The organism is Streptomyces anulatus, from assembly GCF_014650675.1.
Lineage (GTDB): Bacteria > Actinomycetota > Actinomycetes > Streptomycetales > Streptomycetaceae > Streptomyces > Streptomyces anulatus.
Window position 1 is genome coordinate 260,213 of the sequence record NZ_BMVK01000001.1, and the last position, 19,240, is coordinate 279,452.

Below are 19,240 nucleotides of genomic sequence, written 5' to 3' on the forward strand. Positions count from 1 at the left end.
GTTCAGGACACCTCGGTCGGCGGGGTGTCGTCGCCGGTGCGGCGCACGGTGCGCAGCGGCTGCCCGGGGCGCCAGGACCGGATGACCAGCGCCTCGCCGTCGAGCCCGATGCGGACCACCTCGGTCAGCTCGGCCCGGAAGAGGTGGAAGGGCTCCGGGGGGCTCGCCTCCTCGATGAAGCGGGCGATCACCTCCGGGTCCGTGATCTCCACGGCCCGGCCGCTGACACGGACGTCCCCGTCGTTCAGCTCGGCGTCGGGCCCGGGGTTGGCCTGGAGCGCGAAACGCGGATCGCGCCGCAGGTCCAGGGCCTTGCGGGAGTTCGGCATCATGCCGAGCAGCAGCTCGCCGAAGCGGAAGTCGGCCTCCAGGCCGGTGACCCGGGGCGAGCCGTCCTTCCGCAGGGTGGCCAGGACGTGGTGCTTGTAGAGGCGGAAGCGGGCTCGCACGGTGTCGGCGAATGCGGGCTCGGCGGTGGCGAAGCCGTCCCAGGACACGGGCGCGTGCGAAGGCGATGAAGACGTCATGGGAGCCATGGAACACCCGATACCCGACATCTCCTGTCGGTATTTGCGCGCGACAGGCGGGCGAGTTCCGCCGAGCCGGACACGGTCACCCCCGCACCGCCGTCACCGCCTCAGGCGCGGTTCCCCGGAGCCGGCCGGGTGAGCCTCAGCATGACCTCGTCGTACTCCTCGTCGACACGGCGGCTCTCCTCCACGAAGCCCAGCCGGGCGTAGAAGCCCCGGGCCCCCGTGTTCTTCTCGTACACCTCCAGGGTCAGGGAGCCGTGCAGCGCCGCAGCGTGTTCGACCAGCCGCCGGCCCACCCCGGTGCCCTGTGCCTCCGGAGCCACGAAGAGGCCGCCGATCTCGGCGTCCAGGAGGCCGAGGAGGGCCACCACACGGCCGTCCGTCTCGGCGACCCAGTTCTCCGCGTGGACGAGATAGACCTCGCGCATCTTGCGGGCGCGCTCGCCCTCGCCCTCGCCGGGGATGAAGGGGTGGGCCGCAGTGCCGGCACGGGACCAGACGTCCACCGCCGCGTTCTCGTCAGCGGCGGCATAGCGGCGGATCACGGTGCTTCCGGATACATTTTCGGGCATGCGTGCGACCGTATCCCGCGGCGGTGGGATCGGCAGTCGAGTTTCCCGCCCGCCGGGGCCCGCCCGCCGGTGGGGGCGGTCGGTCACACGTCCGAGAACGTGATCAGCACCGCCTGGCCCATCGTCCGCAGGACCCCGGGCGACGCCCCGGCCGCCAGCACCGCGTCGTAGCGGTCCAGTCGGACGCCCCCGCCCTCCAGCTCCGCGCCGTCGTCCAGGGAGACGGCCAGCACCGCGCCGCCCTCCGGTGGCAGCAGACGGACCGTGCCGCAGACGACGGCGGTCTCCGCCCGCGTACGGGCCCTGCGGTACATGACGTTGAGATTGACGACGGGGCCGGCCAGCAGAAAGCCCTCGGTGGGCAGGTCGCCGGGGAAGCCGTGCGGCCACAGCGGCTCGTCGACGATGTGGTGCTCGCCGCCGACGACGAGGTCCATGCCCGCGCCCTCGACCACGGTCAGGACGCGCTCCACACCGGGGAAGGCGGAGAACGGCCCGTCGGCGGTGACGTCCGCCAGGCTCACCCGCCAGTCGAAGGCGTCCGTCCCCGCGCCCCCGGGGCCGGTGGCGATCTCGCGGACGGTCCCGCCGCCGTTCTTCCAGGGGACGGGCGCGCGGTCGGCGGCGCGCAGGATCCGTACCGTCATCGGACGATCCCCTGTTCCCGGGCGGCTGCCAGCCAGAGCGGGAACTCGGCGACGAGCCGGTCGTACAGCTCGGGGTCCGGGACCTTCCGGGGGTCCTCGCCGGCGTGGAAGTATCCGGCGTTGTCGACCGTCCGCTTGGCGGGGACGGCCAGCTCGTCGAGCTTGCGCAGGAAGTCGAACTGGCTGCTGCGGGTGTTGCCGAAGCCGACGAACTGCCAGAACAGGGGCAGCTTCGCGGCCTTGCACAGGTAGCGCTCGGCGGCGAGCTTGTTGATCGGCCCGCCGTCCGTCTGGAAGACGACCAGGGCGGGGTCGGTGGAGCCGCTGTCGAGGTAGTGGTCGATGACCGCGTCCATCGCCAGGTGGTAGCTGGTCTTCCCCATGTGCCCGAGGCCCGCCCAGATCTCGTCGATCCGGCCGTGGTGGTTGTCCAGGGCGATGTCGGTGACCGCGTCGACGTCGGTGGAGAAGAAGACGACCGGCAAAGTGCCGTCGTCGTCGAGGTTGGCCGACAGGCCCAGCACCCGGTCGGCCAGCGCCTGGACGCTGCCGTCGTTGTAGTAGGGCTTCATCGAGCCGGAGTGGTCGAGGACGAGGTAGACGGCCGCGCGGTGACCGCCCAGCCCATGCTTCTCCAGCGAGATCCCGGCACTTCTGTAGTGGCTGACCAGGGCCGGAGCCGTCTCCCGCACCTTGGTGAGGCTGATGGCCGGGCCGGTGCCCACGGCCGTGTTCGCACTGTTCATGACGGCCCCCCTGTTCTGTGCTCCGCGGACCTCGAGCGTAGGCCACGACCGGCCCCGGGCTTAGGGCCGGTCACACCGGTTCGCTATCTTGATCGCCGCCGCCCCCACCGGCCCCGTTGCACATTCCCAGTGAAGGAGCCGGCCATGGAGGCCGCCGCCACCGCGTGTTACCGCCATCCGTCCTACGAGACGTATGTCCGCTGCACCCGTTGCGACCGCTACATCTGCCCGGACTGCATGCGGGAGGCCGCTGTCGGGCACCACTGCGTGGAGTGCGTGAAGGAGGGGCAGCGCTCGGTGCGCCAGGCCCGTACGGTCTTCGGCGGTGCGGTGTCCCGGGCGACGGCGCCGATCGTGACGTACGTCCTGATGGCGCTCAACGTCCTGGTCTACATCGGCGAGGTGGTCAGGCCGGAAATCGTGGACCGGTTCGCGGTGCTCGGGGCGGTGCTCACCGGGCCGGACGGCGAGCAGTACTACTACCGGGGTGACACGTACGCCGGGTACGAGCTGACGGGCATCGCGGACGGGGAGTGGTACCGGCTGGTGACCGGGGCGTTCCTGCACCTTCCTCCGGACGCCTCGTTCGGGGTGATGCACCTGGTGTTCAACATGTTCGCGCTGTGGAACATCGGCCGGGCGGTGGAGGGCCAGCTGGGGCGGGCCCGCTATCTGGCGCTGTATCTGCTGTCGGCGGTGGGCGGTTCGGTCCTGGTGTACCTGGTGGCCCCGGACACCTCGACGGTCGGCGCCTCCGGCGCGGTCTTCGGGCTGGCGGCCGCGTACTGGGTCATCCACCGGCGGCTCGGCCGTGACATGGCGGCGGTCAACCGCTTCATGGCCGGATTCCTGCTCTGGATGCTGATCTCGGCCGCGTTCACCTCGTGGCAGGGGCACCTGGGCGGGCTGCTGACCGGGGCGCTGGTGACGTACGGGCTCGCCTTCGCGCCGGCGAAGCTGCGGGTGTGGCCGGTCCAGCTCGCGGGCGGGCTGGTGCTGGCGGGCCTGTTCGCGGTGGCGGTGGTGCTGAAGACCTCGGCGCTGACGGGCGGCTGAGGCGGACGGCGCCGAGCCCGGGCGGCGCTGAGGCCGGGCGCCTCGGAAGGAACCCGGCCCCGGACGCGCCACGGCGCCCGCTGGAGTCCGGTCGGGGACAGGCAGGCGCCGCGTTCAGTTCCGTACGCCGTTGTACGGGACGTCTTGTGGGGGCTCCCCCGGGCCGCGTGGCCCAGGGGGAACCCGGGTGGTGCTCAGACCAGCAGTGAGCGGTCCGTCGGGCGGATCGGCGCCGGCAGGGCGCTGGTCCCGGTCAGGAAGCGGTCCACTCCGCGAGCGGCGGAGCGGCCCTCGGCGATCGCCCAGACGATCAGCGACTGGCCGCGTCCCGCGTCACCGGCGACGTAGACGCCGTCGACGTTGGTCGCGTAGTGCTCGTCGCGGGCGACGTTGCCGCGCTGGTCGAGCTCCAGGCCGAACTGCTGGACCAGACCGTTGGACTGGTCGGTTCCGGTGAAGCCCATGGCGAGGGTGACGAGCTGCGCGGGGATGCGCCGCTCCGTGCCGGGCTTCTGCTCCAGCTTACCGTCCTTGAACTCGACCTCCACCAGGTGGAGGGCCGCGACGTTTCCGTCCTCGTCGCCCTCGAAGTGGGTCGTGGAGACGGAGTAGACCCGCTCGCCGCCCTCCTCGTGCGCGGAGGTGACCTTGTAGAGCATCGGGAAGGTCGGCCACGGCTGGCCCGCGTTCCGGTCCTCGCCCGGCTTCGGCATGATCTCCAGCTGGGTGACGGAGGCCGCGCCCTGGCGGTGGGCGGTGCCGACGCAGTCGGCTCCGGTGTCGCCGCCGCCGATGACGACGACGTGCTTGCCGCCGGCGTGGATCGGGGCGACGGTCAGGTCGCCCTCCTGCACCTTGTTGGCGAGCGGCAGGTACTCCATCGCGAAGTGGATGCCGCCCAGCTCACGGCCGGGGACGGGCAGGTCGCGGGAGACGGTGGCGCCGGCCGCGATGACGACCGCGTCGTAGCGGCGGCGGAGCTTCGCGGCGTCGATGTCCTTGCCGATCTCCACCTCCGTACGGAACTTGGTGCCTTCCAGGCGCATCTGCTCGATGCGGCGGTTGATGTGCGACTTCTCCATCTTGAACTCGGGGATGCCGTAGCGGAGGAGGCCCCCGATGCGGTCCGCGCGCTCGTAGACGGCGACGGTGTGGCCGGCCCGGGTCAGCTGCTGGGCGGCGGCGAGTCCCGCCGGGCCCGAGCCGATGACCGCGACGGTCTTGCCGGAGAGGCGCTCCGGCGGCTGCGGGGTGACGTCGCCGCTGTCCCACGCCTTGTCGATGATGGAGACTTCGACGTTCTTGATGGTGACGGCGGGCTGGTTGATGCCGAGCACGCACGCCGACTCGCAGGGGGCCGGGCACAGCCGCCCGGTGAACTCCGGGAAGTTGTTCGTGGCATGCAGCCGCTCGGAGGCGGCGGTCCAGTCCTCGCGGTAGGCGTAGTCGTTCCACTCGGGGATGAGGTTTCCGAGGGGGCAGCCGTTGTGGCAGAACGGGATGCCGCAGTCCATGCAGCGGCCGGCCTGCTTGCTGATGATCGGGAGCAGCGAGCCCGGAACGTAGACCTCGTTCCAGTCCTTGACGCGCTCGGCAACGGGGCGGGTCTGGGCGACCTCGCGTCCGGTGGTCAGGAAGCCCTTGGGGTCAGCCATGGGTCGCCGCCTCCATCATCTTCTCGGTGGTCTCCTGCTCGGAGAGACCGGCGAGCTCAGCGGCGTCCTTGGCGGCGAGCACTGCCTTGTACGTGGACGGGATGATCTTGCTGAAGCGGGTCACGGCGGTGTCCCACTCGGCGAGGAGCTTCTCGGCGACGGTGGAGCCGGTCTCCTCCTGGTGGCGGCGCACGACGTCGTGCAGCCACTGCCTGTCGGTGTCGTCCGGTTCCTCGACCGCGCCGAGGTTGCCGACGTTGACGTTGTCGCGGTTCAGGTCGATGACGTACGCGACGCCGCCCGACATACCGGCGGCGAAGTTGCGGCCGGTCTCGCCGAGGACGACGGCCTGGCCGCCGGTCATGTACTCGCAGCCGTGGTCGCCGACGCCTTCGGAGACGACGAGCGCACCGGAGTTGCGGACGCAGAAGCGTTCGCCGGTGCGGCCGCGCAGGAAGATCTCGCCGCCGGTCGCGCCGTAGCCGATGGTGTTGCCGGCGATGGTGGAGTACTCGGCGAGGTGGTCGGCGCCCCGGTCCGGGCGGACGACGACCCGGCCGCCGGAGAGGCCCTTGCCGACGTAGTCGTTGGCGTCGCCCTCCAGGCGCAGGGTCACGCCGCGCGGCAGGAACGCGCCGAAGGACTGGCCGGCCGAGCCGGTGAAGGTGATGTCGATGGTGTTCTCGGGCAGGCCCGGACCACCGAACTTCTTGGTCACCTCGTGGCCGAGCATGGTGCCGACGGTCCGGTTGATGTTGCGGATCGCGACCTGGGCGCGGACCGGCTGGGCGGCCTCGGGGCTCGTCGCTCCGAGCGCGTCGGCGGCCAGCTTGATCAGCTGGTTGTCGAGGGCCTTCGTCAGACCGTGGTCCTGCTCGACGATGCGGTGGCGGACCGCGCCCTCGGGCAGTTCGGGGACGTGGAAGAGCGGAGCCAGGTCCAGGCCCTGCGCCTTCCAGTGGGTGATCGCCCGGTCGGTGTCGAGGAGTTCGGCGTGGCCGACGGCCTCCTCGATGGTGCGGAAGCCCAGCTCGGCGAGGATCTCGCGGACCTCTTCGGCGATGAACTCGAAGAAGTTGACGATGTATTCGGCCTTGCCGGAGAACCGGTCGCGGAGCACCGGGTTCTGGGTGGCGATGCCGACCGGGCAGGTGTCCAGGTGGCAGACGCGCATCATGACGCAGCCGGAGACGACGAGCGGCGCGGTCGCGAAACCGAACTCCTCGGCGCCCAGCAGTGCGGCGATGACGACGTCGCGGCCGGTCTTGAGCTGGCCGTCGGTCTGCACGACGATGCGGTCGCGCAGACCGTTGAGCAGCAGGGTCTGCTGGGTCTCGGCGAGGCCGAGCTCCCAGGGGCCGCCCGCGTGCTTGAGCGAGGTGAGCGGGGAGGCGCCCGTTCCGCCGTCGTGGCCGGAGATGAGGACGACGTCCGCGTGGGCCTTGGAGACACCTGCGGCGACCGTGCCGACGCCGACCTCGGAGACCAGCTTCACGTGGATCCGCGCCTGCGGGTTCGCGTTCTTCAGGTCGTGGATCAGCTGGGCGAGGTCTTCGATGGAGTAGATGTCGTGGTGGGGCGGCGGCGAGATGAGGCCGACGCCGGGCGTCGAGTGACGCGTCTTGGCGACCCACGGGTAGACCTTGTGGCCGGGCAGCTGGCCGCCCTCGCCGGGCTTGGCGCCCTGGGCCATCTTGATCTGGATGTCGTCCGCGTTGACCAGGTATTCGCTGGTCACACCGAAGCGGCCGGAGGCGACCTGCTTGATGGAGGAGCGGCGCGCCGGGTCGTACAGGCGCTCGGAGTCCTCGCCGCCCTCGCCGGTGTTGGACTTGCCGCCGAGCTGGTTCATCGCGATGGCGAGCGTCTCGTGCGCCTCGCGGGAGATGGAGCCGTACGACATGGCGCCGGTGGAGAAACGCTTGAAGATCTCGGAGGCGGGCTCGACCTCGTCGAGGGAGATCGGCTCGCGGCCGGAGTCGAAGCCGAAGAGGCCGCGGAGCGTCATGAGGCGCTCGGACTGCTCGTTCACCCGGTCCGTGTACTGCTTGAAGATGTCGTAGCGCCGGTTGCGGGTGGCGTGCTGGAGGCGGAAGACCGTCTCCGGGTCGAACAGGTGCGGTTCGCCCTCGCGCCGCCACTGGTACTCGCCGCCGATCTCCAGCGCGCGGTGCGAGGCCGCGATGCCGGAGGCGGGGTACGCCTTGGTGTGCCGGGCGGCGACCTCCTTGGCGACGACGTCCAGACCGGCGCCGCCGATCTTGGTGGCGGTGCCGTTGAAGTACGTCGCGACGAAGGCCTCGTCGAGGCCGACGGCCTCGAAGACCTGCGCGCCCCGGTAGGAGGCGACGGTGGAGATGCCCATCTTGGACATGACCTTCAGGACGCCCTTGCCGAGCGCGTAGATCAGGTTCCGGATGGCCTGCTCGGCCTCGATGTTCTCGATGAAGGTGCCGGCGCGGACCAGGTCCTCGACGGACTCCATGGCGAGGTACGGGTTGACCGCGGCGGCGCCGTAGCCGATGAGCAGCGCGACGTGGTGGACCTCGCGGACGTCCCCGGCCTCGACCAGCAGGCCCACCTGGGTGCGCTGCTTGGTGCGGATGAGGTGGTGGTGGACGGCGGAGGTGAGCAGCAGGGAGGGGATCGGCGCGTGCTCGGCGTCGGAGTGCCGGTCGGAGAGGACGACCAGGCGGGCGCCGTCCTCTATGGCGGCGTCGACCTCGGCGCAGATCTGCTCGATCCGCGCGGCCAGCGCCTCGCCGCCGCCTCCGACCCGGTAGAGACCGGAGAGGGTGGCGGCCTTCATGCCCGGCATGTCGCCGTCGGCGTTGATGTGTATCAGCTTGGCGAGCTCGTCGTTGTCGATCACCGGGAAGGGCAGCGTGACGCTGCGGCACGCGGCGGCGGTCGGCTCCAGGATGTTGCCCTGGGGGCCCAGCGAGGAGCGCAGCGAGGTGACGAGCTCCTCGCGGATGGCGTCCAGCGGCGGGTTGGTGACCTGGGCGAAGAGCTGGGTGAAGTAGTCGAAGAGCAGCCGGGGGCGCTCGGACAGCGCGGCGATCGGCGAGTCGGTGCCCATGGAGCCGAGCGGTTCGCCGGCGGTGCGGGCCATCGGCGCGAGGATGACGCGGAGCTCTTCCTCGGTGTAGCCGAAGGTCTGCTGGCGGCGGGTGACCGAGGCGTGGGTGTGCACGATGTGCTCACGCTCGGGCAGGTCGCTCAGCTCGATCTCGCCGGTCTCCAGCCACTCCTGGTAGGGCTGCTCGGCGGCGAGGGACGCCTTGATCTCGTCGTCCTCGATGATGCGGTGCTCGGCGGTGTCGACGAGGAACATCTTGCCGGGCTGGAGGCGGCCCTTGCGGACGACCTTCGCCGGGTCGATGTCCAGGACGCCGACCTCGGAGGAGAGCACGACGAGGCCGTCGTCGGTGACCCAGTAGCGGCCGGGGCGCAGACCGTTGCGGTCGAGGACCGCGCCGACCTGGACGCCGTCGGTGAAGGTGACGCAGGCCGGGCCGTCCCAGGGCTCCATCATCGTGGCGTGGTACTGGTAGAACGCGCGCCGGGCCGGGTCCATCGAGTCGTGGTTCTCCCACGCCTCGGGGACCATCATCAGCACCGAGTGCGGCAGCGAGCGCCCGCCGAGGTGGAGCAGCTCCAGGACCTCGTCGAAGGAGGCCGAGTCGGAGGCGTCCGGGGTGCAGACGGGGAAGATCCGGTCGAGCTGCGCCTGGCCGAAGAGTTCGGAGGCGAGCTGGGACTCGCGGGCCTTCATCCAGTTGCGGTTGCCCTTGACCGTGTTGATCTCGCCGTTGTGCGCGACGAAGCGGTACGGGTGGGCCAGCGGCCAGCTGGGGAAGGTGTTGGTGGAGAAGCGGGAGTGGACCAGCGCGACCGTGGAGGCGAAGCGGCGGTCGGAGAGGTCCGGGAAGAACGGCTCCAGCTGCCCGGTGGTGAGCATGCCCTTGTAGACGATGGTGCGGGCGGAGAGCGAGGGGAAGTACACCCCGGCCTCACGCTCGGCACGCTTGCGCAGGACGAAGGCCTTGCGGTCCAGGACGATGCCGGTGCTCTCGCCGTCGGCGACGAAGACCTGGCGGAATTCGGGCATGGTGGCGCGGGCGCCGTTGCCGAGAAGCGCGGGGGTGACCGGGACGTCGCGCCAGCCGAGGACCTTCAGGCCCTCCTGGGCGGCGATCTCCTCGATCGTCCGGACGGCTTCGGTGGAGTCGTCCGAGGGGAGGAAGGCGATGCCCACGGCATACGAGCCGGCCTCGGGGAGTTCGAAAGGGGTCTCGGCGCGGAGGAAGGCGTCGGGGACCTGGCAGAGAATGCCGGCGCCGTCGCCGGAGTCGGGCTCGGAGCCGGTGGCGCCGCGGTGTTCGAGGTTGCGCAGTACGGTCAGCGCCTGCTCGACCAGCTCATGGCTGGCCACACCGGTCAGAGTGGCCACGAACCCGACACCACAGGCGTCGTGTTCGTTACGGGGGTCGTACATCCCCTGCTGGGCGGGGCGACCGTCCATGGGCGACCAGGCGTCGATACGCATCGGCTCTCCCGTCGTCGTCGTGGCATTTGCGGTGCCGAGGGACGACGTTGGCCCTCTGCGAAATTTCGTGCAGGTTACATGATGGGGCGCTTCTCAAGAAGCGGAAGGCGTGTTCCAACATGCGGACACCGTGGTGACCGGAAGTGACTGGGTGACCAGAGGTGACCGGACCGACCAGGGGGTGGGTCGCTGTCGGAAAGATCGGCGCCCGGGGAGTCGCAGAGAGCAGGCGTCGTTGCCTGCGGTGCCTACGGCTCATGCCCGGTGGCGACGGAAACGAAACCACCGAGTAACGGCTACTTATGTGTAGCCCTGCATAGAGTCTCATTTTACGGCCGCGGGACCCGTCCCGCCCAGTGGGCGGCGCCAAGACGTACGTCACACGGGTTGCCGCGTCGTTGCGCCGTTCGGGCGGCCCGGTTACGCCGCCCGCCCACGCGCCCGCGTCACCCGCGTCATCCGACGGCGACGCCGAACAGGGTGCCGAGTCCGTACGTCATCGCCGCCGCCGCACCACCCAGGGCGAGCTGGCGCAGTCCGCTGAACCACCAGCTGCGGGCGGTCACCCGGGCCACCACCGCACCGCAGGCGAAGAGCCCGATCAGCGCGAGGAGCACCGCGGGCCACAGGGCGCTCGCGCCGAGGAGGTAGGGCAGAACCGGCAGCAGGGCGCCGAGCGCGAACGCGCCGAACGACGAGACGGCGGCCACCAGCGGCGAGGGCAGGTCGCCCGGGTCGATGCCGAGCTCCTCGCGGGCGTGGATCTCCAGCGCCTGCTCCGGGTCGCGCGACAGCTGCCGGGCGACCTCGTGGGCCAGCGGGGCGTCCACCCCCCGGGACTCGTAGAGGGCGGCCAGCTCGGCCATCTCGTCCTTGGGGTGCTTACGGAGCTCGCGGCGCTCGACGTCGAGCTCGGCCTCGACCAGCTCGCGCTGCGAGGCGACGGAGGTGTATTCACCCGCCGCCATGGAGAAGGCCCCGGCCGCGAGCCCCGCCAGGCCGGTGATCACGATGGTCTGCTGGGAGACCGCGCCGCCCGCGACCCCGGTCATCAGGGCGAGGTTGGAGACCAGACCGTCCATCGCGCCGAAGACGGCGGGGCGCAGCCAGCCGCCGTTCACATCCCGGTGGGTGTGGTTGTCCCGGTGCGCCTCGTGCAGGACGGCTTCGGTCTCGATGATGGCCACGGCGTGCTTCTCCCCTTTGCTCCGGCGGGCCGTCACCCCGCCGTTCCCCACTGAATACAACTTTCGACAGAGTCCAAACTACGCCGTCCGGGCGACCTCCGCCAGCAAGCCAGGCCTGGCTTACCACCCCTCTGACCTGCGAAGAAAGGCCAGCCTTAGCTATCCGGGCCGTCATCCGCCTGGCCCCTTTCCCGCTGTTTTCCGCCTCTCCTCGCCCGCCGCGTGGCACAGATGCGGACAGGGCCCGGAAACGGAATCGGATTCGGACTCGGATTCGGATTCGGACTCGGATGGGGATTCCCACCGCCGGACGAGCGAAGGGCGACGCGATGGACACGGCCGTCGGCAATGACCGGGCCAGGGGTGCGCTGCTGGGACTGGCGGTCGGGGACGCGCTCGGCGCCCCGGCGGAGAACCTGCGGCCCTCCGAGATCCGCCGCCGCTGGGGGCGGATCGAGGGGTTCGTGAGCGATGACCCGGCGGGCACCGACGACACGGAGTACGCCATCTTCTCCGGGCTGCTGCTGGCCCGGCACGGCTCGGCGCTCGACGTCTCCCATGTGGAGCGGGCGTGGCACCACTGGATCGCCGACCTGGACGAGGGCCCGTTCCGGGGGGCCGGGTTCAGCGAGCGCGGCACGCTGGAGAACCTGCGCCGGGGCCTGGCCGCGCCGATCTCGGCCCAGCACCGGCACGCCTGGAGCGACGGGCTCGCGATGCGGGCGGCGCCCTTCGGGGTCTTCGCGGCGGGCCGCCCCGCCGAGGCGGCCCGGCTGGTCGCGGTGGACGGCCGGGTCAGCCACGAGGGCGAGGGGATCTACGGGGGCCAGGCGGTGGCGGCCGGGGTGGCGGCGGCCATGGTCGGCTCGGGCCTCGCCTCGGTGATCGCGGCCGCGCTCTCGGTGGTCCCGATGGACTCCTGGACGGCCCGGTCCCTGCGCCGGGCGGTGGCGGCGGCCCAGCGGCCCCACCCCGACCGGCTCACGATGGAGCGGGCGGTGCGTTCGGCGGTGGTGATCGCGGGCTACCCGTGGACCGACCTCGCGCCGGAGGCGGTGGGCCTGGCGTTCGGGGCGTTCACGGCGGCGCGCGGGGACTTCCGGACGGCGGTGCTCACGGCCGTCAACATGGGCCGCGACGCGGACACGACGGCGGCGGTGGCGGGCGCCCTGGCCGGGGCGCTGAACGGGGAGAGCGCCATCCCGCCGGACTGGGCGGGCGCGATCGGTCCGGTCCGGGGCAGCTGCCTGCCCTCGATGCGCGGCTACCACGTGCTGGACATCGCGGAGCTGCTGACCCCGGAGGACCCGGACGGGGCCGGACCGGCAGAGGCCCCACCGGAGCGGGGCGGCGGTCGCGAGCCGTCGGCCGTACGGGACATGGCGTCGGTGGCGGCTCCCTTCGAGCCCGTACGGGACATGGCGTCCGCGGCGGCCTCCTTCGCACCCGTACGGGAGGACCGGCGATGACGACGGCAGGGGACGCGACCGGGGGCGTGCCGGGCATGACCACGCCCCGCGGCGCGGCAGGAGCGGGCCCGGTGGCGGAGACGGCACGCGACGCGGCCGGGGCGGCGGCCTCTCCCGGCGGCCCCGCCCCCTCCCGCCGGGCCCGGATCGAAGGGCTGCTGCTCGGGCTCGCGGCGGGCGACGCCGCCGGCTGGCCCGCCGCCCGGCACCGGGCGGCCCGGATGCCCGAGTGGACCCGGCGGCTCACCCGGGAGCTGGACACCTTCGCCGAGCAGAACGCAACCACCACGCTCCCGGTGCCCATCGCCCTCAACCAGCCGCCCGAGCCGCTGCGGCTCGGCCCGTCCGACGACGCCGAATGGGCCGCGTTCGCCGCCCGTACGGTGCTGGCGGCGGCGGCCGACGACGCGGCGGACCTCTCCTCCGGCCGCCGGATGCGGGACGCGGTCGACCGGGCCTGGAACGCGCTGGCCGCCACCGTCGCCGCCGCCAGCGCCCGGGCCCCCGAGGTCGAGGCGGCGGTGCTCCCGCTGCGGGCCCGTATCTCGGTGCGGGCCGGGCTCGGCAACCTGGCCGCCGGGCTGCGGCCGCCCGCCACCGGGCACGACAACCCGCACTACTTCGACGACGCCGCCTGCGTGCGGGCCGCCGTGCTCGCCGTGGTCCACCCGGGCGACCCGGAGGAGGCCGCCGCGCTCGCCGAGTTCGACGCCCGCTACACCCAGGACGGCGACGGGGTGCACGGGGCGCGGGCCGTGGCCGCCGCGATCGCCGTGGCGCTGGCCGGGGCGGACGTCGACACGGTGGTGAACGCGGCCATCGCCCAGCTCCCCGAGGGCACCGAGATCGCCCGCAACGCCGCGCACGCGGTCCGCCTGGCCCGGGAGTTCGCGGGCGAGCCGGCCGGGGCGTTCGCCCTGGTCCCGGTGCTGGAGCACCAGATCGTGGACCACGTCTACAGCTACGGGATCGCGGCGGCCGAGACCGTGCCGGTCGCCCTGGCCCTCACCACCGCGGCCCGGGGCGAGATCGCCCAGGCGATCCCGGCCGCCGCCTGTCTGTCCCGGGTCGCGGACTCCGCGCCCGCCCTGGCCGGGGCGCTGACCGGGGCGATCGGCTCGGTCACCGCCGTGCCGGCGGGCTGGCGCGAGGCGTGCCGGACACTGGCGGGCTGTGCGCTGCCCCGACTCGCGGGCACGGACCTGATCGAACTCGCCGGGCTGCTGGCAGCCACGGAACCGGCCGTCCCGGGTGGACAATTCCGGCATGACGCCCACAACGGCCATGGAAGCCGCCCCCTCGGCCCCGCACTCCTCCCCCACCACGCCCGGACTCGATGAACGCATCACCCGGGCCCTCGTCGGAGCCGCCGTCGGCGACGCCCTCGGCGGCCCGGTCGAGGGCTGGACCCCCGAGCAGATCGCCGAGCGCCACGGCGGCCGGGTGACCGGGATCGTCGGCCCCTGGTACGGCGAGGACTGGCGCACCGCGCGCCCCATCGCGCCGTACCACAAGGGCGACGGGCACGTCACCGACGACACCCTGATGACCCATGCGCTGATCCGGGTCTACGACCGGGTCCGCGACCACCTCGACGCCTACGCCGTCGCGGACCACCTCGTCCCGGACCTGCTGTCGCCCCGCTGGATCCCGGAGCTGGAGGCGGAGGCCCTCCCCCTCCAGCGGATCTTCCTGGCGGAGAAGTGGATCGTGGCCCGGCTGCACTACGGGCACATGGACCCGCGCGAGGCCGGTGCGGGCAACATCGTCAACTGCGGGGCGGCGATGTACATGGCCCCGGTCGGGCTGGTCAACGCCGGCCACCCGGAGGCCGCGTACGCCGAGGCGCTGGAGGTCGCGGCTCCCCACCAGTCCTCCTACGGGCGGGAGGCCGCCGGGGTCTTCGCGGCCGCCGTCGCCGCCGCCTGCCGCCCGGCCGCCACCCCCGGCACGGTGATCGACGCCGTCCTCGCCCTGGCGAAGGACGGCACCCGGTCCGCGATCGAGGCGGTCTGCGAAGTCGCCGTGCGGCACGACGACTTCGAGTCCGCGCTCGCCCCGCTGCGGGCGGCGGTGGAGCCCTTCGACACGGTGGGGCCCGACTACCGGAGCCCCTCGCTCGGCGCACGCCGCCCCTCCCGGCTGCACGCCATTGAGGAACTGCCCATCGCCCTGGGGATGTTGCTGGTCGGGGGCGGTGACTACCGGCATACGGTGCTCGGTTCGGTGAACTACGGGCGGGACTGCGACTCCATCGCGACGATGAGCGGGGCGATCGTGGGCGCCCTGGGAGGCGAGACCCCCGCCGACTGGGCCGCCGCGGTCGCGGAGGCGAGCCGGCTGGACCTGGACGCCCCGGCGGGGGTGCTGGCGCAGGTGGCCCGGGAGGTCTTCGCCCGGGACCTGGAGCGCCGCCGGGCCCATGAGCAGGCGTTCCGCGCGCTGGCCGGTGAGCGGTGAACGTCCGCCTCACCTGGGCGCAGCCCGAGGATCTGATCGGCCACGAGCTGCGGCAGGCCGCGCAGGACGGCCGGGACGCCCGGGAGATCGAGGAGCGGTGGTACGCGGCCGGGGGCGCCCCCGCGCCGGACCGGGCGGGCGCCTCCGAGCCGCCCGCACCGCCGCGCCTGCGCGCACTGGCCGGCCGCCTCCTCGACGAACTCGCCCTGCTGGAATCCCCGTTGGCGGCCGATGAGCCGACCGGGCTGGACGAGATCGTGGCCGCCTGCCCGCACTGGCCGGGCCCTGCGGACTCCGGCCGCGCGGTGGGCCGGGACCGGCTGCACGCGGCGTGGCTCGGCCGGGCGGCGGGCTGCCTGCTCGGCAAGCCGGTCGAGAAGCTGCCGCTGGAAGGCATCCGCGCCCTGGCCCGCGCCACCGGCGACTGGCCCCCGACCACCTGGTTCACCGCACGCGGGGTACCCGCCGGACTGCTGGCCGCGCACCCCTGGAACCGCCGCTCGGCCGCCACCTCCCTGGCCGAGAACATCGACGGCATGCCGGAGGACGACGACCTCAACTACCCGCTTCTCACCCTGCTGTTGCTCCAGCGGCACGGCCGCTGCTTCACCACCGACGACCTGGCCCGGCTGTGGCTGGACGAACTCCCCGCGGGCCGTACGTTCACCGCCGAGCGCATCGCGTACGGCAACCTCCTGGCGGGCGTCGAGCCCCCGGAGACCGCCCGCCGCCGCAACCCGTTCCGGGAGTGGATCGGCGCGCAGATCCGGGCCGACGTGCACGGCTGGACGCACCCCGGCGACCCGGCCGGGGCCGCCGCCCAGGCCCACCGCGACGCGGTCCTCACCCACACCGGCAACGGGGTGTACGGAGCGATGTTCACCGCCGCGGCGCTCGCCGTCGCGGCCGGCGGCGAGAGCGATGTGCACGGCTGTCTGGCCGCCGGGCTGCGGGTGGTGCCGCCGCACTCGCGGTACGCCCGCGCGGTCCGCCTCGGCATCGAAACGGCCCGTACGGAAGGGGAGTTCGACGCCGTCGTGGACCGGCTGCACGCCGTCTACGGGGACACCCACCACTGGGTGCACGTGCTGCCCAACGCCGCGCTGCTGGCCGCCGCGCTCACCCACGCCGACGGCGACTTCACCCGGTCGATCGGCCTCGCGGTCTCCGGCGGCTGGGACACCGACTCCAACGGGGCGACCGCCGGATCGCTGGCCGGTCTTCTCGCGGGTGGGCCGGGCGCCCTGCCCGAGCACTGGACGGCTCCGCTGAAGAACCGGCTCGCCACCTCCGTACCCGGCTTCGACCGGGCCGGGTTCGACACCCTCGCCGCACTGACCCATCAGGAGGCTCTGCGCCCATGACCCGCATCGCGGTGCTCGGCAGCACCAATATGGACCTCGTCGCCTACACGGCCCGCGCCCCCGGCCGCGGCGAGACCGTCACCGGCCGGGAGTTCCGGACGGTCCCCGGCGGCAAGGGCGCCAACCAGGCCGTCGCCGCCGCCCGCGCGGGCGGGGAGGTGGCGATGATCGGCGCGGTCGGCGACGACGCCTACGGCACCCTGCTGCGCGACGGCCTCGAACACGCGGGGGTCGACACCGACCTCCTGCACACCGCCGAGGGCCCCAGCGGCACCGCGCACATCGTGGTGGACGACACCGGGGCCAACGCGATCGTGGTGATCCCCGGCGCGAACGGCGTCGTCACCGCGCTCGGCCCCGGGGAGATCGCGGCGATCGCCGCCGCCGATCTGCTGCTGATGCAGCTCGAACTCCCCCTGTCCACCGTCGTCGAGGGGGCCCGGGCGGCCCGGAGCCAGGGCGTACGGACCATCCTCACCCCCTCCCCCGCCCAGCCCCTGCCCGACGAACTCCTCGATCACATCGACCTGTTGGTGCCCAACGAGCACGAGGCCGCCGAGCTGTCCGGGCAGGCCGAGCCGCACGCCGCCGCGCAGATCCTGCTGCGCCGGGTGCCCGAGGTCGTCATCACGCTCGGCGCGAAGGGCTGCCTGTACGCGGCCCGGGGCGGTGAGCCGGTGCTCTTCGAGGCCCCCTCGGTGAACGCCGTCGACACCACCGGCGCCGGGGACACCTTCGTCGGGTCGCTGGCCGTGGCGCTCGGCGAGGGGCGGCCGGTGGCCGAGGCCGTGGCGTTCGCCTCGTCGGCCGCCGCGCTCTGCGTCCAGAAGCCCGGCGCTTCCACGTCCATGCCCTACCGCAGCGAGATCGAGGCCTCATGAGCACCACCGCAGCAGGACCCCTGACCGGGCTGAAGGTCATCGACCTGGCCACCCTCTTCGCCGGACCGCTCGCGGCCACCATGCTCGGGGACTTCGGCGCCGATGTGATCAAGGTCGAGCATCCCCGCAAGCCGGACCCCTCACGCGGGCACGGACCCGCCAAGGACGGGGTCGGCCTGTGGTGGAAGCTGCTCGGCCGCAACAAGCGCACCCTGACCCTCGACCTGTCCGCGCCCGGCGGCCGGGACGTGCTGCTGCGGCTGGCCGCCGAGACCGATGTGATCATCGAGAACTTCCGGCCCGGGACCCTGGAGCGCTGGGGCCTGGGCCCCGAGGAACTGCACGCCGTCAACCCGCGTCTGGTGCTGGCCCGGGTCACCGGCTTCGGCCAGTTCGGGCCGTACGCCCACCGCCCCGGCTTCGGCACGCTCGCCGAGGCGATGAGCGGCTTCGCGGCGATCACCGGGGAGCCGGACGGGCCGCCGACGCTGCCGCCGTTCGGGCTCGCCGACTCCATCGCGGCGCTGGCCACGGCGTACGCGGTGATGGCCGCCCTCGCGGGACGGGAGAAGACCGGCGAGGGCCAGGTGGTGGACCTGGCGATCATCGAGCCGATCCTCACCGTGCTGGGCCCGCAGCCGCTCTGGTACGACCAGCTCGGCTACGTCCAGCCGCGCACCGGCAACCGCTCCCGCAACAACGCCCCGCGCAACACCTACCGCACCGCCGACGGCCACTGGGTCGCGGTCTCCACCTCCGCCCAGTCCGTCGCCGAGCGGGTGATGCGGCTGGTCGGCCGCCCGGAGCTGATCGACGAGCCCTGGTTCGGCGCGGGCACCACCCGGGCCGAGCACACCGAGGAGCTGGACGGGGCCGTGGGCCACTGGATCTCCCGCCACAGCCGCGAGGAAGTGCTCAACGGCTTCGAGAAGGCGGAGGCGGCGGTCGCGCCGATCCACGACGTGCGGGAGGTGATGGAGGACCCGCAGTACCGGGCGCTGGGCGCCATCGCCGAGATCGACGACCCGGAGCTGGGACCGCTGCGGATGCAGAACGTCCTCTTCCGGCTCTCGGAGACCCCCGGCGGAATCCGGTGGGCGGGCCGCCCGCACGGCGCGGACACCGAGGAGATCCTGGCCGGGCTCGGCCTCTCGGAGACGCGGATCGCGGCGCTGCGGGACCAGGGGGCGCTGTGACCGGCCGCCCGATCCCGGCCCCGCCGCTGCCGGAGGGCCCGCCTCCGCCCGTCGGCCGGCCGCCGCTGACCTGGCTGTACGTGCCCGGGGACCGGCCGGAGGTGGTGGCCAAGGCGCTGGGCAGCGGGGCGGACGTGGTGATCGTCGACCTGGAGGACGCCGTCGCCCAGGACCGTAAGGAGTACGCGCGTTCCGCCACCGCCGAACTTCTCGGCGACCAGGTCACGGCGGCCCCGGACGCGGTGCCGGTCCATGTCCGGGTGCACGGCGAGGACGACATCCGGGCGCTGGCGGATCTGCCGGGTCTGACCGCGTTCCGGCTGCCGAAGATCACCCATGCGGTCTCGGTGCACCATGTGGCGGCCGTGGCCCCGGGTGTGGCGCTGTATCCGCTGCTGGAGTCGGCGCTCGCGATCGAGCACGCGTACTCGATCGCCTCGGCCCATCACGCCGTACGCGGCATCGCCCTGGGCGAGGCGGACCTGCGGGCGGACCTGGGCGTACGGGAGGACGCCGGGCTCGACTGGCCGCGCAGCCGTGTCGTGGTGGCGGCCAGGGCGGCGGCCCTTCCGCCGCCCGCCCAGTCGGTGTTCCCGGACGTCCGGGACCTGGACGGGCTGTGGACGTCGTGCGGGCGGGGGCGGGCGCTCGGGATGCTGGGCCGGGCGGCGATCCACCCGCGCCAGCTGCCGGTGATCGAGCGGGCGTTCCGGCCGACGGCCGAGGAGATCGAGGCGGCCGAGGAGATCGTCGCGGCCTCGGCGGTGGAGGCGGGGGCGCTGGCCCTGCCGGACGGGAGGTTCGTGGACGCGGCGGTGGTGGCGTCCGCCCGCCGGACGATCGCGCTCGCCGGGCGGGCCTGAGACTGCGGGCCCGCCCGGCGAGCGGGAGGAGTGCGGGGGTGCCCCGAGGGGGCGCGGCG

General features: G+C 73.1%; 15 protein-coding genes. 8 read left to right on the forward strand and 7 right to left on the reverse strand.

Annotated elements, in window-relative coordinates:
- Positions 1 to 2: 2 nt before the first annotated feature.
- From IE272_RS01155 to IE272_RS01170, 4 genes are all read right to left on the reverse strand, one after another.
- The gene (locus IE272_RS01155; RefSeq protein WP_373304136.1) at positions 3 to 536 is read right to left on the reverse strand and encodes a pyridoxamine 5'-phosphate oxidase family protein; all 534 of its coding nucleotides are present in this window, start codon (positions 534 to 536) and stop codon (positions 3 to 5) included.
- A gap of 101 nt (positions 537 to 637) precedes the next feature.
- Positions 638 to 1,105: a GNAT family N-acetyltransferase gene (locus tag IE272_RS01160; RefSeq protein ID WP_073958957.1), complete on the reverse strand. Its 468-nt coding sequence runs from the start codon at positions 1,103 to 1,105 to the stop codon at positions 638 to 640.
- Positions 1,106 to 1,188: 83 nt separating this feature from the next.
- Complete coding sequence (locus IE272_RS01165) at positions 1,189 to 1,752, reverse strand: HutD/Ves family protein (RefSeq protein ID WP_057662077.1); 564 nt, start codon at positions 1,750 to 1,752, stop codon at positions 1,189 to 1,191.
- Positions 1,749 to 2,498 (reverse strand): vWA domain-containing protein, encoded by a 750-nt coding sequence (locus IE272_RS01170; protein WP_190006070.1) that lies wholly within the window; start codon positions 2,496 to 2,498, stop codon positions 1,749 to 1,751. Before IE272_RS01170 ends, IE272_RS01165 begins: the two co-directional genes overlap by 4 nt.
- A 144-nt stretch (positions 2,499 to 2,642) precedes the next feature.
- On the opposite strand from IE272_RS01170, the gene IE272_RS01175 reads away from it, so the two are divergent.
- Positions 2,643 to 3,554 (forward strand): rhomboid family intramembrane serine protease, encoded by a 912-nt coding sequence (locus tag IE272_RS01175; RefSeq protein ID WP_056706371.1) that lies wholly within the window; start codon positions 2,643 to 2,645, stop codon positions 3,552 to 3,554.
- Positions 3,555 to 3,748: 194 nt separating this feature from the next.
- Here the strand turns inward: IE272_RS01175 and IE272_RS01180 are convergent, their stop codons facing one another.
- The 3 genes from IE272_RS01180 to IE272_RS01190 form a co-directional block, all read right to left on the reverse strand.
- The gene (locus IE272_RS01180) at positions 3,749 to 5,209 is read right to left on the reverse strand and encodes a glutamate synthase subunit beta (RefSeq protein WP_056706373.1); all 1,461 of its coding nucleotides are present in this window, start codon (positions 5,207 to 5,209) and stop codon (positions 3,749 to 3,751) included.
- Positions 5,202 to 9,761: a glutamate synthase large subunit gene (gene gltB, locus IE272_RS01185; protein WP_190006071.1), complete on the reverse strand. Its 4,560-nt coding sequence runs from the start codon at positions 9,759 to 9,761 to the stop codon at positions 5,202 to 5,204. The genes IE272_RS01180 and gltB overlap by 8 nt, the downstream gene beginning before the upstream one ends.
- A 455-nt stretch (positions 9,762 to 10,216) precedes the next feature.
- A complete protein-coding gene (locus IE272_RS01190) occupies positions 10,217 to 10,948 on the reverse strand; it encodes a VIT1/CCC1 transporter family protein (protein ID WP_050358293.1) in 732 nt (243 codons plus the stop codon).
- Positions 10,949 to 11,238: 290 nt separating this feature from the next.
- On the opposite strand from IE272_RS01190, the gene IE272_RS01195 reads away from it, so the two are divergent.
- Genes IE272_RS01195 through IE272_RS01225 form a run of 7 tightly spaced genes read left to right on the forward strand, consistent with a single transcriptional unit; the run spans position 11,239 to position 19,181 of the window.
- On the forward strand, positions 11,239 to 12,417 hold the full coding sequence (locus IE272_RS01195; protein WP_190006072.1) for an ADP-ribosylglycohydrolase family protein: 1,179 nt from the start codon (positions 11,239 to 11,241) through the stop codon (positions 12,415 to 12,417).
- Positions 12,414 to 13,757 (forward strand): ADP-ribosylglycohydrolase family protein, encoded by a 1,344-nt coding sequence (locus IE272_RS01200; protein WP_190006073.1) that lies wholly within the window; start codon positions 12,414 to 12,416, stop codon positions 13,755 to 13,757. The genes IE272_RS01195 and IE272_RS01200 overlap by 4 nt, the downstream gene beginning before the upstream one ends.
- Entirely contained in the window at positions 13,684 to 14,877 is a 1,194-nt protein-coding gene (locus IE272_RS01205) for an ADP-ribosylglycohydrolase family protein (protein ID WP_190006074.1), read from the forward strand. Before IE272_RS01200 ends, IE272_RS01205 begins: the two co-directional genes overlap by 74 nt.
- Positions 14,874 to 16,241 carry an ADP-ribosylglycohydrolase family protein gene (locus IE272_RS01210; protein WP_190006075.1) on the forward strand — a complete coding sequence of 456 codons (1,368 nt, stop codon included), beginning with the start codon at positions 14,874 to 14,876 and terminating at the stop codon, positions 16,239 to 16,241. The genes IE272_RS01205 and IE272_RS01210 overlap by 4 nt, the downstream gene beginning before the upstream one ends.
- Positions 16,238 to 17,122, forward strand: coding sequence for a ribokinase (gene rbsK / locus IE272_RS01215; protein ID WP_190006076.1), 885 nt, complete (start codon positions 16,238 to 16,240; stop codon positions 17,120 to 17,122). Before IE272_RS01210 ends, rbsK begins: the two co-directional genes overlap by 4 nt.
- On the forward strand, positions 17,119 to 18,318 hold the full coding sequence (locus IE272_RS01220) for a CaiB/BaiF CoA transferase family protein (protein ID WP_050358093.1): 1,200 nt from the start codon (positions 17,119 to 17,121) through the stop codon (positions 18,316 to 18,318). The genes rbsK and IE272_RS01220 overlap by 4 nt, the downstream gene beginning before the upstream one ends.
- Positions 18,315 to 19,181, forward strand: coding sequence for an HpcH/HpaI aldolase/citrate lyase family protein (locus tag IE272_RS01225; RefSeq protein WP_190006077.1), 867 nt, complete (start codon positions 18,315 to 18,317; stop codon positions 19,179 to 19,181). The genes IE272_RS01220 and IE272_RS01225 overlap by 4 nt, the downstream gene beginning before the upstream one ends.
- Positions 19,182 to 19,240 lie beyond the last annotated feature (59 nt).